Here is an 18,706-nt window from a genome sequence, read left to right on the forward strand (position 1 = left end):
TCTTGGCCGCAACCAAGGGAGGGGCGACATGGCGCGAAAGAAATCGGTGGTGATCACCGGGGTATCGACAGGCATCGGCGGGGGAGCCGCCAAGGTGCTGGTCGGCAAGGGCTTTCACGTCTTCGGCAGCGTCCGCAAACAGGCCGACGCCAACCGGTTGCAGGCCGAGTTCGGAGACGCCTTCACGCCCCTGGTGTTCGACGTCACCGATGGCCCCGGCGTCCGCGCCGGCGCGCGCCAGGTCGAAAGAGCCCTGGGCGGCGCCCCCTGGCGGGCCTGGTCAACAACGCCGGCATCGCCGTGGCCGGCCCGCTGCTGTACCTGCCGATCGACGAATGGCGCCAGCAGCTGGAGGTCAACCTGACCGGGGTGGTCACCGTCACCCAGGCCTTCGCGCCGCTGCTCGGGGCCGGCGGCGGCTCAACCCCGGTCAAGGACCCCGGCCGCATCGTCAACATCTCTTCGGTCGGCGGCCGCAACGCCAATCCGTTCATGGCCCCCTACTGCACCAGCAAGTTCGGGCTGGAGGGCCTGTCGGAATCCCTGCGCCGCGAGCTCCTGCCCTTCGGCGTCGACGTGGTGGTCGTCGCCCCGGGCGCGGTCGCCACCCCGATCTGGGACAAGGCGGACGAGACCGACACCACCCGCTACGCCAACACCGTCTACGCCCCGGCCCTCGAGCGGTTGCGCGGCTACATGCTGTCGATGGGCAAGTCGGGCCTGCCGGCGGAAAAGATCGGCGAGGCTATTCACACGGCCCTGACCGCCACGAAGCCCAGGGTCCGCTACGTGGTGTCGCCGTCGCCGATGCAGGTGCTGATGACCGAGATCCTGCCCAAGCGGACCCTGGACCGGATCACGGGCAAGCGCCTGGGGCTGATCTAACCCACCATCGACCAGTCCAGCGGCTCGCCGCGCGCGAGGTCGCGCGTGGCGGTCTTGCCCAGGACGTTGTCCAGCTCGGCGGGCGGCAGGCCGTTGCCGGGACGGACCGAGCGGATATTGGCGCGGGAGAGCGGCTCGCCGGCTTTCACATCGGCGGTGACGTAGAGCGAGCGGCGGAAGAGCAGGCTGCCCTGCTCGGCGCCCAGCACGTCGTAGTGGGCCGCGCCCAGCGCGGCCCAGGCGTTCTTGGTGTCGCCGACCAGGGCCTTGAACTCGGCGGGCTCCAGGCTGAAGGCGGCGTCCGGTCCGCCGTCGGCGCGGGCCAGGGTGAAGTGCTTCTCGATCACGCAGGCGCCCAGGCTCACCGCCGCCACCGAGGCGGCCGTGCCCGGCGTGTGGTCGGACAGGCCGATCGGGCAGCCGAAACGGGCGGCCATGTCGGGCACGGTCCGAACATCGGCGTCGGCGAAGGTGGCCGGATAGCTCGACACGCAGTGCAGCAGCAGCACCCCCGGCGCGCCAGCCTCCAGGGCGGTGTCCAGCGCCGTCCGCATCTCCTGAAGGTTGGCCATGCCGGTCGAGATGATCAGCGGCTTGCCCTTGGAGGCGGCGTACCGGATCAGCGGCAGGTCGACGGCCTCGAACGAGGCGATCTTGAAGGCCGGGACGTCCAGGGCGTCCAGCAGGTCGACCGCGGTCTCGTCGAACGGGCTGGAGAAGATCGTCACGCCGCGCTTCCGGGCCCGCTCGAAGATGGCCGCGTGCCATTCGAACGGCGTGTGGGCCTCGGCGTAGAGCTCGTAGAGGGTGCGCCCGTCCCACAGGCCGCCCCTGATCCTGAATTCGGGCCGGTCGACGTCCAGCGTGATGGTGTCGGCGGTGTAGCTCTGGATCTTGATGGCGTCGCAGCCGGTGTCGGCGGCGGCGTCGACCATCGAGAGGCACCGCTCGAGGCTGCCGTTGTGATTGCCCGACAGCTCGCAGATCACATACGGCGGATAGTCGGCGCCGATCTTGCGTCCAGCGATTTCGATGAAGGGGGCGGACATGGCGGATCACCCGGGAACGTGGTCACCGCCAGTTTAACCCATCAAAAGTGGATGAGGCGTCAATCGATCTGGGGGCGTCTTCGAGTAGCGCCGGAGCGGAATCGCGCCTAGATATCCGCCATGTCCACGACCGCTCCCCGCCAGACCCGTTGCCTGATCATTGGTTCGGGCCCCGCCGGCTACACCGCCGCCATCTACGCCGCCCGCGCGCTGCTGAAGCCCGTGCTGATCGCCGGCATCCAGCCCGGCGGGCAGCTGACCATCACGACCGATGTCGAGAACTATCCGGGCTTCGCCGACGTCATCCAGGGCCCCTGGCTGATGGATCAGATGCGCGCCCAGGCCGAGCATGTCGGGACCGAGTTCGTCAGCGACATCGTCACCGGCGTCGACCTGTCCAAGCGTCCGTTCATGGTCAAGACCGACAGCGGCCAGGACTGGATCGCCGAGACGATCATCATCGCCACCGGCGCCCAGGCCAAGTGGCTGGGCCTGGAAAGCGAGAGCAAGTTCCAGGGCTTCGGCGTTTCAGCCTGCGCCACCTGCGACGGCTTCTTCTATCGGAACAAAGAGGTGATCGTGGTCGGCGGCGGCAACACGGCCGTCGAAGAGGCCCTGTTCCTGACCAGCTTCGCCAGCAAGGTCACCCTGGTCCACCGCAAGGACGAGCTGCGGGCCGAGAAAGATCCTGCAGGAGCGCCTGCTGGCCCACCCCGAAGATCGAGGTGATCTGGGACAGCGTCATCGACGAGGTCACCGGCCAGACCGACCCCATGGGGGTCACCGGCGCGCGCCTGAAGAACATCAAGACCGGCGAGACCACCGAGGTCGCCGCCGACGGCGTGTTCATCGCCATCGGCCACGCCCCGTCGTCGGAGCTGTTCGCCGGCCAGCTGGAGGTTGGCCCGGGCGGCTATCTGAAGGTCAAGCCGGGCACGGCCTCGACGGCGATCGAAGGCGTCTACGCCGCCGGCGACGTCACCGACGACGTCTACCGCCAGGCGGTGACGGCGGCCGGCATGGGCTGCATGGCGGCGCTGGAAGCCGTGCGCTTCCTGGCCGAGGAAGACCACAAGGCCGCGCACCATCCGATCAGCCATCAAGAGGCGAACAAGATCGGCGTCTGGTGAGCCGGGCGCTCCTCAGTTCAACGGACTGAGCAAGCTCGGCGGTCGCGGCTTCGGTTTCGGCGGAGGCGGCGGCGGCGCGGGCTGAGCCGCTGGGGCTGCGACCACCGCCGGCGCGGGCTCGCTGACCGCCTCCAGCGCCTTGTTGATCCGGGCGATCTCGTCGGCCGTCGGGATCCGCCGCCCGGCCACCGAACCCTGCGCCATCAGACGCTCGCCGGTCGGTGAGTTGGGGTCGGGCGCCATGACCAGCTTGGCGTCGGGCAGGACCAGGTTGTCCACGCCCAGCATCTGGGCCATGGCGCCCGTCGCCACCGGACTGGCCGGCGCGTTCTGGGCGGCCAGGATCTCGGGCGTCGCGGCCTCCAGGGTGCGCGGGTCGGCGGCCATCAGGATGTCGGCGCTGACCGTCTCATTGCCGGAATAGCGGCCGTTGAAGGCCTTCAGCGTCCCGGCCGGGCCTGTCCAGCGATAGAAGATGTGCTGGCCGAACTGCTTCAGCTTCACCAGGGTCGGGGCCCAGTAGGGCGCGACATAGTCGGCGTGATAATGGGTGGCCACGCCCACCGGCTTGAACACGAAGCCGCTCAGCGCCCGCTTGGCCACGGCCTGGGCGTTGGCCCACAAGGCCGCTGGCGGCACGCGCGCCAGCGAGCCGTCGCAGGCGAAGCTGAACTGGCAGCCGGTCGCCCGCGCCGCCCCTTCGTAGATCACGCCGCAGATCGACTTCGGATAGCCCGGATGGCGCATACGGTTGATCACCGTCTGGGCCACGGCCATCTGGCCCTCGCCCGGCTCGAACCCGGCCTCGTAATAGACCGCCTGGGTCAGGCAGTTCAGCGCCTTGGCGCGGGCGTCGGCCGAGCCGGTCAGCACGAATGGCTTGGCGAACTCCAGATCCTCCGGAACCGCCGGCCGCAGGGCGTTGATCACCCGCGCCTCGTCGAAATCCGGCGCCCGGTCGCCCAGGCGGGGGATGTCCTTGAGATCGATGACCTCCCAGCCCTCGACGCGGCCCCAATAGTCCTTGTGCGGGCGGGGATCATGACGCCTGGCCAGGGCCAGCATCGCGGGGTCGAAGTCCGCGACATAGTGGCGCAGCGCCCGCTCGGTGAAGCTGCCCGTCACCCGCATCAGTCCGGCCTCGCGCCCCGATCCGGCCGGCACGTAATAGGTCGCGCAGGCGGAAAGGCCGCCGACGACCAGCAGGGTCGCGGCGGCCTTCCAGGCCCGAGGCTCTGTCAGGGTCCCCACCCCGCCCCCGGTCAGCTTACTTGCCACCCAGGGTGGAGCGAAGCATCCAGGCGTGCTTTTCGTGGGCCTGGAGGCGCTGGGTCAGAAGGTCGGCCGTGGCCTCGTCGCCGGCGTCGTCGGCGGTCGGGAAGCTGTCGCGCAGGGTGCGGATCACCGTTTCGTTGTCGGCCAGAAGCTCCTTGAGCATGGCCTCCCACTCGTTTTCGGGATTGCCGTCCTTGATGCTGGAGAGGTTGCCGAACGCGCCGTAGCCTTGCGGGGCCAGCTCGCCCAGGGCGCGAATGCGTTCGGCGATGTCGTCCAGCGCCGCCCACTCCTCCTGGTACTGACCTTCCAGCAGAACGTGGAGCGATTGGAAGTTCGGACCGCGAACATTCCAGTGATAGCCATGGGTCTTCAGATAGAGCGCATAGCTGTCGGCCAGGACCTTGTTCAGCGCGGCGGCGATGTCGGCGCGCTGCTTGGCGCTCAGTCCGGTGTTCAAGGTATCGGCCATCACTGATCTCCCGTGTTGCGTGCTCTAGGTAAGCGTGTCCATCTTCATGGCAAGACATCTTTGCGGGGAGCGAAGGTGGAGAAGAGAGACGCCCCGAACTTGGCTTCCGACGAGCACCGTCGAATCGATGCTCTAGTTAGCGCTTGGCTCATCCCTCCGGTTCCACCGCCGGCGTGGCGATGCGCCATCGTCGCGCTCATTGGCGTGGCCATGGCCGTGCTGATGCGCGTCGCGCTGCTGGGCCTGCACGGCGGCGTCGGCGCCACCCAGCCCTTCTTTCCGCCCATCATGCTGGTGACGCTGTACGCCGGCTGGCGCTGGGGCTTGGTCCCCATGGTCGCCGGCGCCGGTTTCGCCACGTGGCTTTGGAGCGACCAGGGCGCCGTGCCGATGTCCAGCGACGAGCTGACCACCATGGTCATCTACCTGCTCTGCGCGGTCATGGTGCTGGTCGCCGCCGAGGGCCTGCGCGGGGCGATGCGCGGCCTGGCCCAGGCGCGGGAGGAGCGCGCCGAGGCCGAGGCCCGGCTGCGCGTCACCCAGACCGCGGCGGGCGTGGGTCCCTGGGACTACGACCTGCTGACCGGCGCGGTCCACATGTCGCTGGCCGCCCGCCGGGGCATGGGCGTGCCGGACGACGCGGTGATCCGCCTGGACGACATCCCCCGCTACATCCACCCCGACGACCGCGCCATGATCCAGGCGCAGGTGCGGCGGGCCCTGAAGGACTTCGGGGACTACGAGGTCGAGTACCGCCTGGCCGACACCAGCCAGGGCGAACGGTGGATCCACGCCCGCGGCGAGGTTGTCCGCGACGAGGACGGCAAGCCGATCCGCATGATCGGCCTGAACTTCGACGTCACCACCCGCCGCCGCGCCGAGGAAAGCGTGCGCGAGAGCGAGGCCCGCTTCCGCATGCTGGCCGACAGCGCTCCGGCCCTGATGTGGGTCACGCGCCCCGGCGGCATCCGCGAGTTCGTCAACAAGGCCTATGTCGAGTTCGCCGGCCTGGACTACGAGGCGGCGGTGACCATGGACTGGCGCACGCGCCTCTATCCCGAAGACCTTCCCGACATCCTCAAGGCCCAGGTCCAGGGCGAGGCCTCGCGCAAGCCGTTCCAGCTGGAAGGGCGCTATCGCCGGGGCGACGGCGAATGGCGCTGGCTTAAGTCGTTCTCGCGACCGCGCTTCGACGCCAGCGGCGCTTTCGTCGGCTTCATCGGCATCGCCTTCGACACCACCGACGCCAAACAGGCCGAGGCCAAGCTGACCGGGATCAACGAGCTTCTGGAGGAGCGCGTCGCCGCCGCGGTGGCCGAACGCGACGCGGCCCAGGCCGCCCTGCTCCAGGCCCAGAAGCTGGAAGCCATCGGCCAGTTGACCGGCGGGGTGGCTCACGACTTCAACAACCTGCTGACCGTCATCATCGGGGCCCTGGACGTCGTCGAGCGCCATCCGGAGGACGAGCGCCGGCGCGCGCGGATGATCAGCGCCGCCCTGGCCGCCGCCAGGCGGGGCGAGAAGCTGACCCAGCACCTCCTGGCCTTCGCCCGCCGTCAGCCGCTGAAGCCCGAGGTCTGCCGCGTCGACCGCCTGATCGCCGAATCCGAGGGCCTGCTCAAGCGCGCCCTGGGCGACGCCTACACCTTCACCCTGCGCCTGGGCGGCGGGGTCCGCTCGGCCAGGATCGACGCGGGCCAGTTCGAGGCGGCCCTGCTGAACATGGTCGTCAACGCCCGCGACGCCACCCCGCCCGGCGGCGAGGTCATCATCGAGAGCCGCCCCGTCACCCTGACCCGCAAGCAGGGCGAGCTGGAGCCCGGCCGGTACCTGCGCGTGGCCGTGCGCGACACCGGCATGGGCATGGACGCGGCCACCATCGCCCGCGCCGTCGAGCCGTTCTTCACCACCAAGGCCCCTGGCGAGGGCACGGGGCTGGGCCTGTCCCAGGTCTACGGCTTCGCGCGGCAGTCGGGCGGCTCGGTCGACATCGAAAGCAAGCCGGGCCAGGGCGCCAGCGTGGCCCTGCTGCTGCCGATCGACGAGGGCTCGCCGGCGGCCGACGCGCTTCCCGCCGTCGACCACGTCCAGGCCCAGGTCCCCACGCACGTGCTGCTGGTCGAGGACGATCCCCAGGTCGCCGAGCTGGTCGACGCCATGCTGCACGACCTGGGCCACTCGGTGGTCCGCGCCGGCGGCGTCGACGAGGCCCTGAAGCGCCTGGCCCAGGACGACGACATCCAGCTGGTGCTCAGCGACGTGATCATGCCCGGCGGCATGAGCGGCGTCGATCTGGCCGAGACCCTGGCCGCCACCCGCCCCGGCCTGCCGGTGGTGCTGTGCTCAGGCTACACCGGCGGCGACCAGGGCCGCGCCCGGGCGGGCGACTGGCCCTTCCTGAGCAAGCCGTTCTCCCTGGAGAGCCTGGCCCAGGCGCTGGCGCAGGCGCGGCCGCATTAGAGGCGGACGACGGAGTGCTCAGCGCCAGTTGCTAACGTTGGCGCCACCGTGAACTCCGCACATTCGTGCTGGCGCTAAAAGCGAACCTTCACCTCTGCGCTCCACGCACCGGACCGCAGCGTCGATAGTCCAAAGTGAAAAAATAATTCCGGAGTGCATCCGCCAGAGCCTCTCGAAGCCTCTAACCTAACAAACGAGGAGATGAGCGTGCTGAGATCCATGGCTGTCCTTTGCCTCCTCATGGCGCCCTCCTACGCTGCGGCGCAGAGCACGAAATCCTTGGCCGAGGCGCCAAATGTCGTCGTGTCCGGATTGATCCAGCAGCGTATGGAGCGCGCGCATATCCCCGGCGCACAGGTTGCGGTCGTCCGCCACGGTCAGGTTGAAATGCTGGAAAGTTTCGGCCTGGCAAGCATCGAACATCAGGCGAAAACGACAAACGAAAGCGTGTTCGCTCTCAATTCAATCACGAAGGTCTTCACGGCGGTCGCCATTCTTCAATTGGCGGAAGACGGAAAGCTTTCGATCGACGATCCGATCTCCCAGCACATCAGCAACCTGCCTATGGCTTGGCGCGCGGTCACCGTAAGGCAATTGCTGAATCACACTTCCGGCCTGCCCAACATCATCGACGACCACGAGCGGATCATCGGCTCCGGGGACGCGGCCTCAGCCTGGAGCTTGGTGCAGACCTTACCGATCGAGTTCCAGCCCGGCGCACGATATAGGTATAACCAGACCGGCTACGTCATTCTCGGCAAAATTATCGACAAGCTGTCGGGTAAGCCTTTCACGGACTTCATTGAAGCGCGCCAGTTCCGGGCGGCGGGGATGAAACATACCCGATACGGCGACTCTTCCGACATCGTCGCCAATAGCGCAGGCAGCTACACGACAATCGAAAACGTCAACGGGCGCTGGGTCGATCGTGGCCGCCTGGCGGCGGCGTTCGTCGAATTCCCGCAGTTCTTCCGGACCGCCGCGGGCGCGCTTTCGACGGCTGAAGACATGGCTCGATGGCTGGTCGCCCTGCAGGTCTGGAACGCTCCTGAACCGGCAAAGCTTGGCCGAATTGTGGAAGCCCGTCATCCTGAACGACGGTAAACTGGGCGGCCCCAATGAACTGCTGAACGGCCAGGGTCTCGGATGGCCCATAGCGGTTCGGCCGGATCATCCTGCGGCGGGCGCCGTCGGCGGGACAAGGTCAGCCATGTTCTACTACCTTGAAGACGACCTTGGCATCATCGTCCTAACCAATCTCCAGGGGAGCAGCCCTGAATACATGATGGACCGTCTGGCTGCCGCCTATGTCCCGGACATGGACGAGGCCACCGGATTTGGTCTGCCGCCCGCTATCAAACGGTTGCGAACCCGTCTGCTCAAGGAGGGATTTGAAAAGGCCGACGAGATCGCCCGCCGTATGATGTTGAAAGATCCGACGTTCATCCTCACCGAAAATGACCTGAACGCCTGGGGTTATAAGTTGATGGAACAGCAGCAGCCCCGCCAGGCCGTCGCCATTCTGCAATTGAACACCAGATTGTATCCTGACAGCGCCAACACCTACGATAGTCTTGGGGAAGCTCTTCAGAACAACGGTGATCGCCGTAAAGCTCTTCAGAGCTACAGACGCTCCCTCGCGCTCAATCCTGAAAACCAGAACGCCCGACAGCGCATCTCGGACTTGGAGCGAAGCCCCGATAGCAAGTGACAAACATGCAGGTCTGAGAACTCGCAATCGACAGCGCCCGCTTGCACGGCGGCGCTGCCTGCGGGCGGCTATCCCCCGCCGAAAACCTTGCAACCGCCACCGTGACTCCGTCCGACTTCCCCCCTAGGCTCCGCCTACGCGCGTGCGCTTGAGGGGGTATTGGGAATGGATCGTCGGCTGACGGCGCTGGCCGCCTTGTTGTTGATGTCGGGCTCGGCCCTGGCGCAGACCGCGCCGCCCGCTCCGGCGCCCGCCGCCGACGCGGCCAAGGCCGACAAGCCCGAGAAGTGGAACGTCAACGCCCCGCCCGGCGTGACCACCCGCGAAGTGCGCATCGCCGTCGACAACGGCACCTGGATGAATGTCGACGTCTCGCGCGACGGCAAGCTGATCGCCTTCGACCTGCTGGGCGACATCTACACCATGCCGATCGCCGGCGGGACGCCGAAGCGGATCGCCGAGGGCCTGGCCTATGACCACCAGCCGCGCTTCTCGCCGGACGGCAAGCGCATCGCCTTCACCTCCGATCGCGGCGGCGGCGACAACATCTGGGTGATGAACCTGGACGGCGGCGACAAGCGCGCGGTGACCAAGGAGGACTTCCGCCTCCTGAACCAGCCCAGCTGGAGCCCGGACGGCCGCTTCATCGTGGCCAAGAAGCACTTCACCACCGGCCGCTCGCTGGGCACCGGCGAGGTGTGGATCTACCACGTCTCGGGCGGCGGCGGCGTGCCGCTGGTCAAGCGCGCCAGCGAGGTGCTGCAGAAGGAGCTGGGCGAGCCGATCTACGCCGCCGACGGCAAGAGCATCTTCTACGTCCGCAACGTCACCGCGGGCCCGATCTTCGAATACGCCCAGGACTCCAACACCGACCTGTTCGACATCGAGCGCTACAACCTGGAGACCGGCGAGGTGACCACCGCCGTCTCGGGCGTCGGCGGCTCGGTGCGCCCGACCCCGTCGCCGGACGGTAAGAAGATCGCCTTCGTCCGCCGTGAGCGCGCCAAGTCCAAGCTCTATGTGAAGGACCTGACCTCGGGCGAGGAGAAGAAAGTCTACGACGCCCTGGACCAGGACGTGCAGGAGACCTGGGCGGTCACCGGCGTCTATCCGAACATGGCCTGGACGCCCGACGGCGCCAGCGTGGTGTTCTGGGCCGGCGGCAAGATCCGCCGCGTCAACGTCGCGGACGGCGCCAACAGCGTGATCCCGTTCAAGGTCGACGACACCCGCGTGGTCATCGACGCCATCCACCCGAAGGTCGAGATCGCCCCCGACAGGTTCCAGACCAAGATGCCGCGCTGGGCCAGCGTCTCGCCGGATGGCAAGTCGGTGGTGTTCGAGACCCTGGGCAAGCTGTGGATCAAGCCGACGGCCGGCGGCGCCGCGCGCCGGCTGGTCTCCGGCGACGAGGCCGAGTTCGAGCTGTTCCCGGCCTGGTCGCGCGACGGCAAGACGGTGGTGTTCGTCGGCTGGACCGATCAGGGCCTTGGCCACATCCGCACCGTCTCGGCCAGCGGCGGCGCGGCCAAGAACGTGATGAGCCAGCCGGGCCACTTCGCCGTCCCGCAATTCTCGCCGGACGGCAAGACCATCGTGTTCGAGCTGCGCCGCAGCGGCGGCCTGACCTCGACCCGCTGGTCGCAGGACCCCGGCGTCTACCGCGTGGCCGCGACCGGCGGGATCCCGGTGCGCATCTCCCGTGAAGGCTCCGAGCCGCAGTTCGGGGCCAGCAACGACCGCGTGTTCATGGTGATGTCCGAGAAGGGCAAGCGCCAGCTGGTCAGCACCAACCTGGACGGCGAGGCCAAGCACGTCCACGCCAGCGGCGAGATGGTCAACGACTACCAGGTCGCGCCCGACGGCCAGAACGTGGCCTTCCGCCAGAACTACGAAGCCTTCGTCATGCCGCTGCTGCCGGGCACGCAGGACGTCTCGGTCGACCAGAAGGGCGGCCCCCTGCCCGTCACCCGGGTCAGCGCCGAGGGCGCGGACTTCATCAACTGGTCGAACGGCGGCGCGCGGATCCACTGGAGCATGGGCCCGACCCTGTTCACGGCCGACACCGAGGCGCTGTACGCCAACGCCCCGGCGCCGGCCGACGCTCCGAAGGACGGCGCCAAGGAGTCTGGCAAGTTCAAGCCGGTCGCCACGGGCGTCTCTCTCTCCATGGAGGTCGCCGCCGACAAGCCGACGGGCGTCGTGGCCCTGACCGGCGCGCGCATCGTCACCATGGCCAGCAAGGACGGCGGCGTGATCGACGACGGGGTCATCGTCATCAACGGCGACCGCATCGTCTCGGTCGGCCCCAAGGCCGGCGCGGCCATCCCCGCCGGCGCCAAGGTCATCGACGTGGCCGGCAAGACCATCATCCCCGGCCTGGTCGACGCCCACGCGCACGGGCCGCAGGGCGAGGACGATCTCGTGCCGCAGCAGAACTGGTCGTCGATGGTCAACCTGGCCATGGGCGCGACCACGATCCACGATCCGTCGGCCCGCGCCGCCGAGATCTTCGTCGCGGGCGAGATGCAGCGCGCCGGCAAGATCCTGGCCCCGCGCACCTTCTCGACCGGCGAGATCATCTATGGGGCCAAGGCGCCGGAGGTCTATGCCGAGATCAATACGCTCGACGACGCCCTGGCCCATGTCCGTCGCCTGAAGTCGCAGGGCGCCCACAGCGTCAAGAACTACAACCAGCCCCGCCGCGAACAGCGCCAGATGGTGGTGATCGCCGCCCAGAAGGAGGGGATGGAGGTCGTGCCGGAGGGCGGCTCGCTCTACAGCATGGACATCAGCCTGGTGCAGGACGGCAACTCGACGGTCGAGCACAACCTGCCGGTCGAACACTTCTACGACGACGTCGTGTCCCTGTGGTCGCAGAGCAAGACCAACTACACCCCGACCCTGGTGGTGGCCTATGGCGGCCTGGCCGGCGATCCCTACTGGCGCCAGCACATGGACGTCTGGAAGCACCCGCTGCTGTCCAGGCACGCCCCGCCGGCCCTGCTGGCCGCGCGCAACGTCCGCCGGACCTCGGCGCCGGAAGAGGACTATGTCGACGGCGCCACGGCCCGCGAGGCCAAGAAGCTGGCCGATCGCGGCGTGCAGGTGGCCATCGGCGCCCACGGCCAGCAGGCGGGCCTGGGCCCCCACTGGGAGCTGTGGTCGTTCGTGCGCGGCGGCTGGACTCCCGTCGAGGCCCTGGCGGCCGGCACTATCAGCTCGGCGCGCAGCCTGGGCTACGACAAGGACGTCGGCTCGCTGGAGCCCGGCAAGCTTGCCGACCTGCTGGTGCTGGACGCCGATCCCACGGTCGACATCCGCAACAGCGACAAGATCAACCGCGTGATGCTGGGCGGGCGGCTCTACGATCCGACGACGCTGAACGAGGTCGAGACCGGCAAGCGCGTCCGCCAGCCGTACTGGTGGGAGCGCTCCGGCGAGGCCTACGGCGGCTCGCAACCGGCGGAGTCCACGACCGAGGATGTCGGTTAGGCCAGCGGACCGTTCCGCGGCCCGAAGACGGCGGGCCCTCTCTAGGGCTCGCCTTTTTCGCGCGTCGATCCGGTCACGATCGCCCACTCGCCGGGCGACAGTTCCGGCCCCGCATAGGCGGTGGCGAAGTAGGTCTTGAGGTCGCCGGCGAACGGCCAGTCCGACCCGGCGACGAAACGGTCCGGACCGATCCGGCGGATCAGGCCGGCCATCCGGGCGCGATCGTCCGGCGTCGCATTGTCCTTGAACACCTGGGCCAGGTCGAAGCGGACGTTGCCGACGCGACGCGGATCCTTCTCGAACGCGTCGGCGAAGGCGCCCAGGGCGTCCAGCGTCGCCGCGTCGATCCCGCCCCAGCCCGCCGCGTGGGCGATGACCACGGGCTGGCCGCGGGCGGCTGGCAGCACCTGGTCGATGAAGGCTTCGACGTCCCGCGCGCCATAGTCGGCCGCGCCGGTGCGCATGTGGATCATGATCGTCCAGCCATTGGCCGCCGCGGCCTGGAAGACCGCCGCCAGCTTGGCGATCTGGGCCGGATCGCGCAGATCCACGCCGGAATTGGTCAGGTGCAGCTTCAGCCCCGTCACCGCGCGGTCGCCCTTCCAGCGGGCGATCTCCGCCAGGGCGTCGGGCGCGGTGGGATTGACGCTGACGAAGGCGGCGAAGCGGTCGGGCCAGCTCCGCGCCAGGGCGACCGTGAAATCGTTGGCCTCGCGGACCACTCGGGCGGCGTCCGGCTGGGACGGGCCCAGGGGGCTCTCGGCCAGATAGGCGGTCGACATCAGCCAGCCCGTCCGGATCCCCGCGCCGTCCATCGCCTTCAGGGCGTCGGCGGCGGTCAGCGGCGCGGTGAAGCGCGGGTCACACGGGCTCTTGCGCTTGGGACTGGCGCAATAGGCCGGCAGGATCTCGAGGATCGCCGGCGAATGGACGTGCATGTGGTGGTCGATCGCCGGTCCCGCCCAGGCCCGACCGGTCGAAAGCAGCAGCGCCAAGGCCGTCGCGCCACGCAAGAAGGTCGACAAGGTCCCGCATCCTTCCAAGAAAAAGGCGCGGAACCTCGGTCCCGCGCCCTCGCCCGTCCTACTGGCCCAGCAGGGTCTTTCGCCAGAACATGACGCTGGTCCAGAAGTAGTAGTCCTCGTTCTCCTTCTTGCGGAAAACGTGACCCTCGTTCTTGGCCAGCACGTGCCAGACCGAACCGCCATTGGCGCGGACCGCCTTGATCATCTGGTCGGCCTCGGTCGGCGGCACGCGCGGGTCGGTCCCGCCCGTGGCCACCAGCAGCGGCGTGGTGATCTTGTCGACGCTGGTCAGCGGCGAGATCTTCATCAGCTGGGCGCGCTGCTTGGGATCGCGCTCGTCGCCATACTCGACCCGACGCAGGTCGCGGCGATAGGCCTGGGTGTTCTCCAGGAAGGTGACGAAGTTGGAGATCGCCACGTAGCAGTTGGCGCCCTTCAGGCGCGGGCTGTAGTGCGTGGCCGAGGCGTAGCACATGTAGCCGCCATACGAGACGCCGTTGACGGCGAAGCGGCTGGCGTCCAGGGCCGGGTCCTTCTCCAGCGTGTCGAGGAAGGCGCCGATGTCCTTCACCGAGTCCTCGCGCTTGAACGGGCCGTTGTCGAGATTGACGAACCGCGCGCCATAGCCGGTGGAGCCGCGCACGTTCGGGAAGAACAACGCGATGCCCAGTTCGTTCAGCAGATAGTTGTTGCCGCCCAGGAAGTCGGGACGGGTCTGGCCTTCCGGACCGCCGTGGATGTCGACGATCAGCGGACGCTTGCCGGGGAACTTGGCCGGGTCGGGCTGGTAGAGGAAACCCGAGATCTTCTCGCCGTCGAAGCTGGCCACCTCGACCAGCTTGGGCTCGACGTTCAGGCTGGGATCCAGGCCGCCGGTCTCGCTGTGGGTCCACTGGGTGACGGCCAGGGTCTTGGGATCGATCGAGAAGGCGTCGCCCGGCACCTTGGCCGAGGCCATGCTGAGACCGATCTCGCCCCACGGCGCGATGTCGATCGCCGCGCCAATGCTGTAGGGGATCACGCCGGCCGGCAGGCCCGTCACCGGGCGCACCGCGCCGGTGGCCAGGTCCAGCACCCGCACGCGCGACACGCCGGCCTCGTTGATGGCGTAGACGGCGAACGAACCGTCGGGCGAGACGGCGAAGTCGCTGACGTCCCAGCGCGGCTCCTTGGAGACCGGGACGAAGCCGCCCTTGCCGTCCAGCTTGCCCAGGCGCTGGAAGTCCGAGTCCTTGTTCGAGGTCAGCCAGACCGAGCCGTCACGGGCGTACTTCGGATCGACGTACGAGACCTTGGCCTTGGGATCGGTCAGGGGCTTCATCTTGCCGCTGGCCAGGTCCAGTTCGTAGACCATGGCCTCGTTGACCGACATGCGGTTCAGCACCAGCGCCTTGGAACCATCCGCCGAGAAATCGGCGATGTTCCAGCCGCCGCCGGTGACCTGAGCGACCAGGCGGTCGGTCTTGGGGTCCTTCGGGTCGACGACATAGAGGTCCATGTCCGCGCCATTGCGGCGCGACGAGGCGTAGCCGACCCGCTTGCCGTCCGGCGACCAGGCGCCGAACCAGTTGCGGCTCTTGCCATCGGTGATCAGGCGCGGCCGGCCGGCCTCCAGCACGTAGAGCTGATAGAACTCGTCGCCGCCCTTGTCCTTCTGGATCACCAGCGTGTCGCCCTTGGGCGACAGGGCCGCGGCCAGAACCGGCTCGTTCTCGAAGCTGATCTGGCGTCGCGCCCCGTCTGGCTTGGCCACGACGTGAACCTGATCGGAGCCGCCGAAGCGGGTCTTGATCAGCATCGAGCGGTCGGCGGTGTTCCAGCCCAGGAAGTTGGCGTGGCGCGCCTGCAGGTAGGGCGCGGCGGCCGCGACCAGCTCTTGCGGAATGGCGGGCGCGCCGTCGACGACGATGGCGGCGGGCGGCGCGACGGTCTGGGCCGCCGAGGGGGTGGCGAGCGGAGTCGCGGCGGCGGCGGCCAAAAGGGCCAGCGCCAGGGCATGACGAGAGATCATCTGGAGAATGCCTCTGAAGAAAGGGGAAGCGCCGCCGGCGGGGGAAGCCAGGGGGGGAGCAGCCGGCGGCGCGATGTCGGGCGGGACTAGAAACGCATCCGCGCGCCGACGGTCACATAGCGACCGATCACGTCGTAGTAGGGCGAGTACAGCGACGAGACGGGCGGGTCCTTGTCGAAGAGATTGGTCGCGTTGGCGTAGAGCTCGACCTCATGGCCCATGACCTCGGGCAGCTTGGCCTGAACGCCCAGGTCGACATAGGTGTAGGCCTTGATGTGGCCGTTCACGAGGTCGACGGTGTTGTTGTAGTTGCCTGGCGAGATGTAGCGCGCCCGCAGGTTGGCGCTGAACACCTTGCCCGACCAGTCGAGCGCCGCGGTCATGCGGCTCTTGGGCGTGCCCAGGCCGAACGAATAGCCTTGCGACTTGACGTACTCGATCTTGCTGACGCCGTCGTTGGTGGTCAGGCTGTTGACCCAGGTCATCAGCCAGCGGGCGCGGATGCGGCCGGGCGCGTCGGGGATCAGGCGGTCGAGATTGGTCGCGTACGAGATCTCGGCGTCGACGCCGTCGGTCTTGTAGTTGGCCAGGTTGACGTAGGTCGAGACGATCCGCGAGATCCCGCCGGTGGCGTCGCGGGTGACCCGCGAACACATGTCGGCATTGCCGTTGGCGCAGCGCGTGACGATGTCCTGCGCCGAGACCGTGGTGATCACGTTGTCGATGTCGATGTCGAAATAGTCGACCGAGATGTTGAAGCCCGGGAGGGCCGGCGGCGAATAGACGAAGCCGGTCGTGAAGGTCTTGGCCGTCTCGGGCGTCAGGTTCGCGTTACCGCCGCCATTGGTCAGCACGTAGACGCTGGAATTGGTCTTCGGGTCGACGATGGTGTTGTAGCCGGTCGTGCTGGTGGTGAAGAGCTCGGTCAGGTTGGCCGAGCGGATGTCGCGCGACTTGGTGATCCGCCCCCGGAAGCCTGGGAAGAACTCGTTCGGTGGCGCCCAGCTTCCACGACCAGATCGAGCCGGTCGTGTTGTAGTCGGACACCCGCGCGGCGGCGTTGACTTCCAGCTTGTTCAGAACCGGGACGTCGCGCACGACGGGCACCAGCACTTCGGCGAAGGCTTCCTTGACGCTGTAGCTGCCGGCCATGGCCGAGAAGCTGAAGGTGGTGAAGGCCTTGGCCGCGTCCAGGTCGCCCACCCGGCGGTCGACCGACTCCTTGCGGGCCTCCGCGCCGACGGCGACCGAGACCGGGCCAGCCGGCAGGCTGAAGGGCTCGCCGCGCAGGCTGAAGCCGCCGACGTCCAGCTTGCTGGTTTCGCGCATCGACGGCGTGCCGGTCACATAGTCCAGCGCCGCTTGCGAAGGCGCGCCCTGGCCGAACAGGTTGATCGGCACGCAGTTGGTCGAGGCGTTGGTCAGGGCGACCCGGCAGATCGGCTGGCCGGTGGTCGGGCTGATCACCGAGTCGACGGCGTTGGCGTAGTTCTGGGTCAGGAAGAACCCAGGGGTGTCGATATTGTTCTCGTTCTCGCCGTGGCTGTAGTAGGCGCTCCAGCGCCAGCCGTCGCCGAAGGCGCCGTCGAACGCGATGGTCCCTTGGGTCGAGACGCGCTCGAAGTCGATCGTCGGATAGGCCTCGGTGTTGAAGCGACCCATGGTGAACGAGGTCTGCCCCGCCGCCGCCAGGGCCGACTTCACGGCCGCCGGCAGATAGGCGTTGTCCGACTTGATCGTCAGGTTGCCGCGGTTGTGGTCGCCGAACCAGATGTAGTTGTTCCACATCCGCGAGCGGCGCAGCTCGGCCGTCATCTTGACCTTGTCGGTCAGGTCATAGGTGACGCTGGCCATGGTGGCGTAACGCTTCTGCGGCGTGACCAGGGGCGACAGGTCGTCGTTCGACGGGCCCTCCCCGCCGACCGAGTTCGTGCCGATCACGGTGCCGTAGTTGAAGTCGCGCAGGCTGCCGTCGGGATTGAAGGCCTTGCCCTTGAGGACGCCCGACATGATCAGGCCGCCATAGGCCGCGTTCGAGAAGCCGACGTCCGGGGCCAGCACGAAGCGGCCCGCGCCGTTCGACACCGTGGCCCAGCGGCCGATGTTCGGCCGGCTGTTCTTCGGGATGACGCCGTCGTTGTCGATGTACTCGCCGCCGATCACGAAATGGCCGCGGCCGTCGGCGAAGCTCTTGCCCGCCGCCGCCTCGAGACGGATCTGTTTGGCGTCGTGGTACGAGGACTCACCACCCTCCACGCCGAGCTTCAGGCCGGTGAAGGTGCGGTCAATGCTGATATTGACCACGCCGGCCACGGCGCCGGAACCCCAGGCGGCCGAAGCGCCGCCGGTCACGACGTCGACGCCCTTGGTCAGGACGCTGGGGATCAGGTTCAGGTCGTTGTCGCCCGAGAAGCGGCGGCCATCCAGCAGCACCAGGGTGCGGCTGATGCCCAGGCCGCGCAGGTCGACCGGCGCGTTGCCCGCGCCCGTGTTGGTGCCGGTGGTCTGGGCCGAGGTCGTGGCGCGGAACTGCGGCAGGTCGTTCAGGGCCGCGGCGATGTTCGGACGGGCGCCGACGCTCAGGTCCTGGGCGGTGACCCGCACCGTCGGGGTGGGCGCCTCGAAGCCGGCGCGGTCGATGCGCGAGGCCGTGACGATGATCTCGCCGACGCTGGTGTCATCGGTCTTGGCGGCGGTCTGGGCGGCGTCCTGAGCGAAGGCGGCGCCGTGCAGGGCCAGGACGGCGGGAACCAGGCTGCAACCCAGCAGCAGTCCCCGGCGAGTTTGGCGTGAAAGAGTCAAGGTAAGATCCCCTATGTTTCAGCAGTCGACAGTCGCTCTCTCCCGCGCGCCCGTTTGTTCGGTCGCGTCGGTCGCGTCGCTCGGGAAGACGTGCGCCTTCCCGGACTCCGCCAGGCGGTTCCTCTGCCCCCGCTGTCCCTTGGCCTGAGAGATTCAGGCGCGGTCGCGCCCTTGCTCCTTCGGCGAGGCCGCTCACTTGTGGAGCGGTCCTGCTTTCCAGCGTCCTCGTGCTCTGCGGTCCCTGTTGCCTGAGCGTTTCCGGGGCGGTTGCGCCTTCGGCGTCGGGCTGACCCGATCTCTTCCGCGAGAGCCAGGCCAATACGACCGGCTCGCCCGATCGCGTCAAAGCGTCGAAATCCGGTACAATGTTGCCCGACGCGCGATGAGGGCG

Annotated in this window: 11 protein-coding genes, 2 pseudogenes and 2 riboswitches; of the genes and pseudogenes, 6 read left to right on the forward strand and 7 right to left on the reverse strand. The window is 68.2% G+C overall.

The genetic code is table 11. The features are described 5' to 3' along the window. Positions 1-28: 28 nt before the first annotated feature. Positions 29-885 (forward strand): annotated as a pseudogene (locus ACHMW8_RS01795) (SDR family NAD(P)-dependent oxidoreductase). On the opposite strand, the gene pseI reads toward ACHMW8_RS01795, so the two are convergent. Next, a complete protein-coding gene (gene pseI, locus ACHMW8_RS01800) occupies positions 882-1,934 on the reverse strand; it encodes a pseudaminic acid synthase (RefSeq protein WP_395444575.1) in 1,053 nt (350 codons plus the stop codon). The pseudogene ACHMW8_RS01795 and the gene pseI overlap by 4 nt on opposite strands. A 120-nt stretch (positions 1,935-2,054) precedes the next feature. Between pseI and trxB the strand changes: the two are divergent. After that, positions 2,055-3,064, forward strand: a pseudogene (gene trxB, locus ACHMW8_RS01805) (thioredoxin-disulfide reductase). 12 nt (positions 3,065-3,076) lie between these two features. Here trxB and ACHMW8_RS01810 read toward each other — a convergent pair. Further along, positions 3,077-4,315 carry a cell wall hydrolase gene (locus tag ACHMW8_RS01810; protein ID WP_395445865.1) on the reverse strand — a complete coding sequence of 413 codons (1,239 nt, stop codon included), beginning with the start codon at positions 4,313-4,315 and terminating at the stop codon, positions 3,077-3,079. A 16-nt stretch (positions 4,316-4,331) separates the two neighbouring features. Then, a complete protein-coding gene (locus tag ACHMW8_RS01815; protein WP_125155645.1) occupies positions 4,332-4,811 on the reverse strand; it encodes a Dps family protein in 480 nt (159 codons plus the stop codon). 60 nt (positions 4,812-4,871) lie between these two features. Here ACHMW8_RS01815 and ACHMW8_RS01820 point away from each other — a divergent pair, with 60 nt between their 5' ends. The 4 genes from ACHMW8_RS01820 (at position 4,872) to ACHMW8_RS01835 (ending at position 12,477) form a co-directional block, all read left to right on the forward strand. After that, positions 4,872-7,271, forward strand: a complete 2,400-nt coding sequence (locus ACHMW8_RS01820; protein WP_395444576.1) for a PAS domain-containing protein — start codon at positions 4,872-4,874, stop codon at positions 7,269-7,271. 201 nt (positions 7,272-7,472) lie between these two features. Beyond that, entirely contained in the window at positions 7,473-8,375 is a 903-nt protein-coding gene (locus ACHMW8_RS01825; protein ID WP_395444577.1) for a serine hydrolase domain-containing protein, read from the forward strand. After that, entirely contained in the window at positions 8,335-8,982 is a 648-nt protein-coding gene (locus ACHMW8_RS01830; RefSeq protein ID WP_395444578.1) for a tetratricopeptide repeat protein, read from the forward strand. Before ACHMW8_RS01825 ends, ACHMW8_RS01830 begins: the two co-directional genes overlap by 41 nt. Before the next feature lie 165 nt (positions 8,983-9,147). Continuing rightward, complete coding sequence (locus tag ACHMW8_RS01835; protein WP_395444579.1) at positions 9,148-12,477, forward strand: amidohydrolase family protein; 3,330 nt, start codon at positions 9,148-9,150, stop codon at positions 12,475-12,477. Between the two features lie 41 nt (positions 12,478-12,518). Here the strand turns inward: ACHMW8_RS01835 and ACHMW8_RS01840 are convergent, their stop codons facing one another. From ACHMW8_RS01840 to ACHMW8_RS01855, 4 genes are all read right to left on the reverse strand, one after another. Continuing rightward, complete coding sequence (locus ACHMW8_RS01840; protein WP_395444580.1) at positions 12,519-13,502, reverse strand: amidohydrolase family protein; 984 nt, start codon at positions 13,500-13,502, stop codon at positions 12,519-12,521. A gap of 58 nt (positions 13,503-13,560) precedes the next feature. Then, the gene (locus tag ACHMW8_RS01845; RefSeq protein ID WP_395444581.1) at positions 13,561-15,513 is read right to left on the reverse strand and encodes a S9 family peptidase; all 1,953 of its coding nucleotides are present in this window, start codon (positions 15,511-15,513) and stop codon (positions 13,561-13,563) included. Between the two features lie 86 nt (positions 15,514-15,599). Beyond that, positions 15,600-16,457 (reverse strand): TonB-dependent receptor domain-containing protein, encoded by an 858-nt coding sequence (locus ACHMW8_RS01850; RefSeq protein ID WP_395445866.1) that lies wholly within the window; start codon positions 16,455-16,457, stop codon positions 15,600-15,602. Beyond that, positions 16,345-18,315, reverse strand: a complete 1,971-nt coding sequence (locus ACHMW8_RS01855) for a TonB-dependent receptor plug domain-containing protein (protein ID WP_395444582.1) — start codon at positions 18,313-18,315, stop codon at positions 16,345-16,347. Before ACHMW8_RS01855 ends, ACHMW8_RS01850 begins: the two co-directional genes overlap by 113 nt. A 130-nt stretch (positions 18,316-18,445) precedes the next feature. After that, a riboswitch (glycine riboswitch) is annotated at positions 18,446-18,537 on the reverse strand. A 3-nt stretch (positions 18,538-18,540) separates the two neighbouring features. Beyond that, a riboswitch (glycine riboswitch) is annotated at positions 18,541-18,628 on the reverse strand. Positions 18,629-18,706 lie beyond the last annotated feature (78 nt).

The sequence above is a fragment of the Caulobacter sp. UC70_42 genome (assembly GCF_044056025.1).
Classification (GTDB): domain Bacteria; phylum Pseudomonadota; class Alphaproteobacteria; order Caulobacterales; family Caulobacteraceae; genus Caulobacter.

What these genes read in the sequence shown, in the direction of transcription:
- pseI (WP_395444575.1), bottom strand. Translation starts at nt 1,934, where the DNA reads ATGTCCGCCCCCTTCATCGAAATCGCTGGACGCAAGATCGGCGCCGAC.
- ACHMW8_RS01815 (WP_125155645.1), bottom strand. Translation starts at nt 4,811, where the DNA reads ATGGCCGATACCTTGAACACCGGACTGAGCGCCAAGCAGCGCGCCGAC.
- ACHMW8_RS01825 (WP_395444577.1), top strand. Translation starts at nt 7,473, where the DNA reads ATGAGCGTGCTGAGATCCATGGCTGTCCTTTGCCTCCTCATGGCGCCC.
- ACHMW8_RS01835 (WP_395444579.1), top strand. Translation starts at nt 9,148, where the DNA reads ATGGATCGTCGGCTGACGGCGCTGGCCGCCTTGTTGTTGATGTCGGGC.
- ACHMW8_RS01845 (WP_395444581.1), bottom strand. Translation starts at nt 15,513, where the DNA reads ATGATCTCTCGTCATGCCCTGGCGCTGGCCCTTTTGGCCGCCGCCGCC.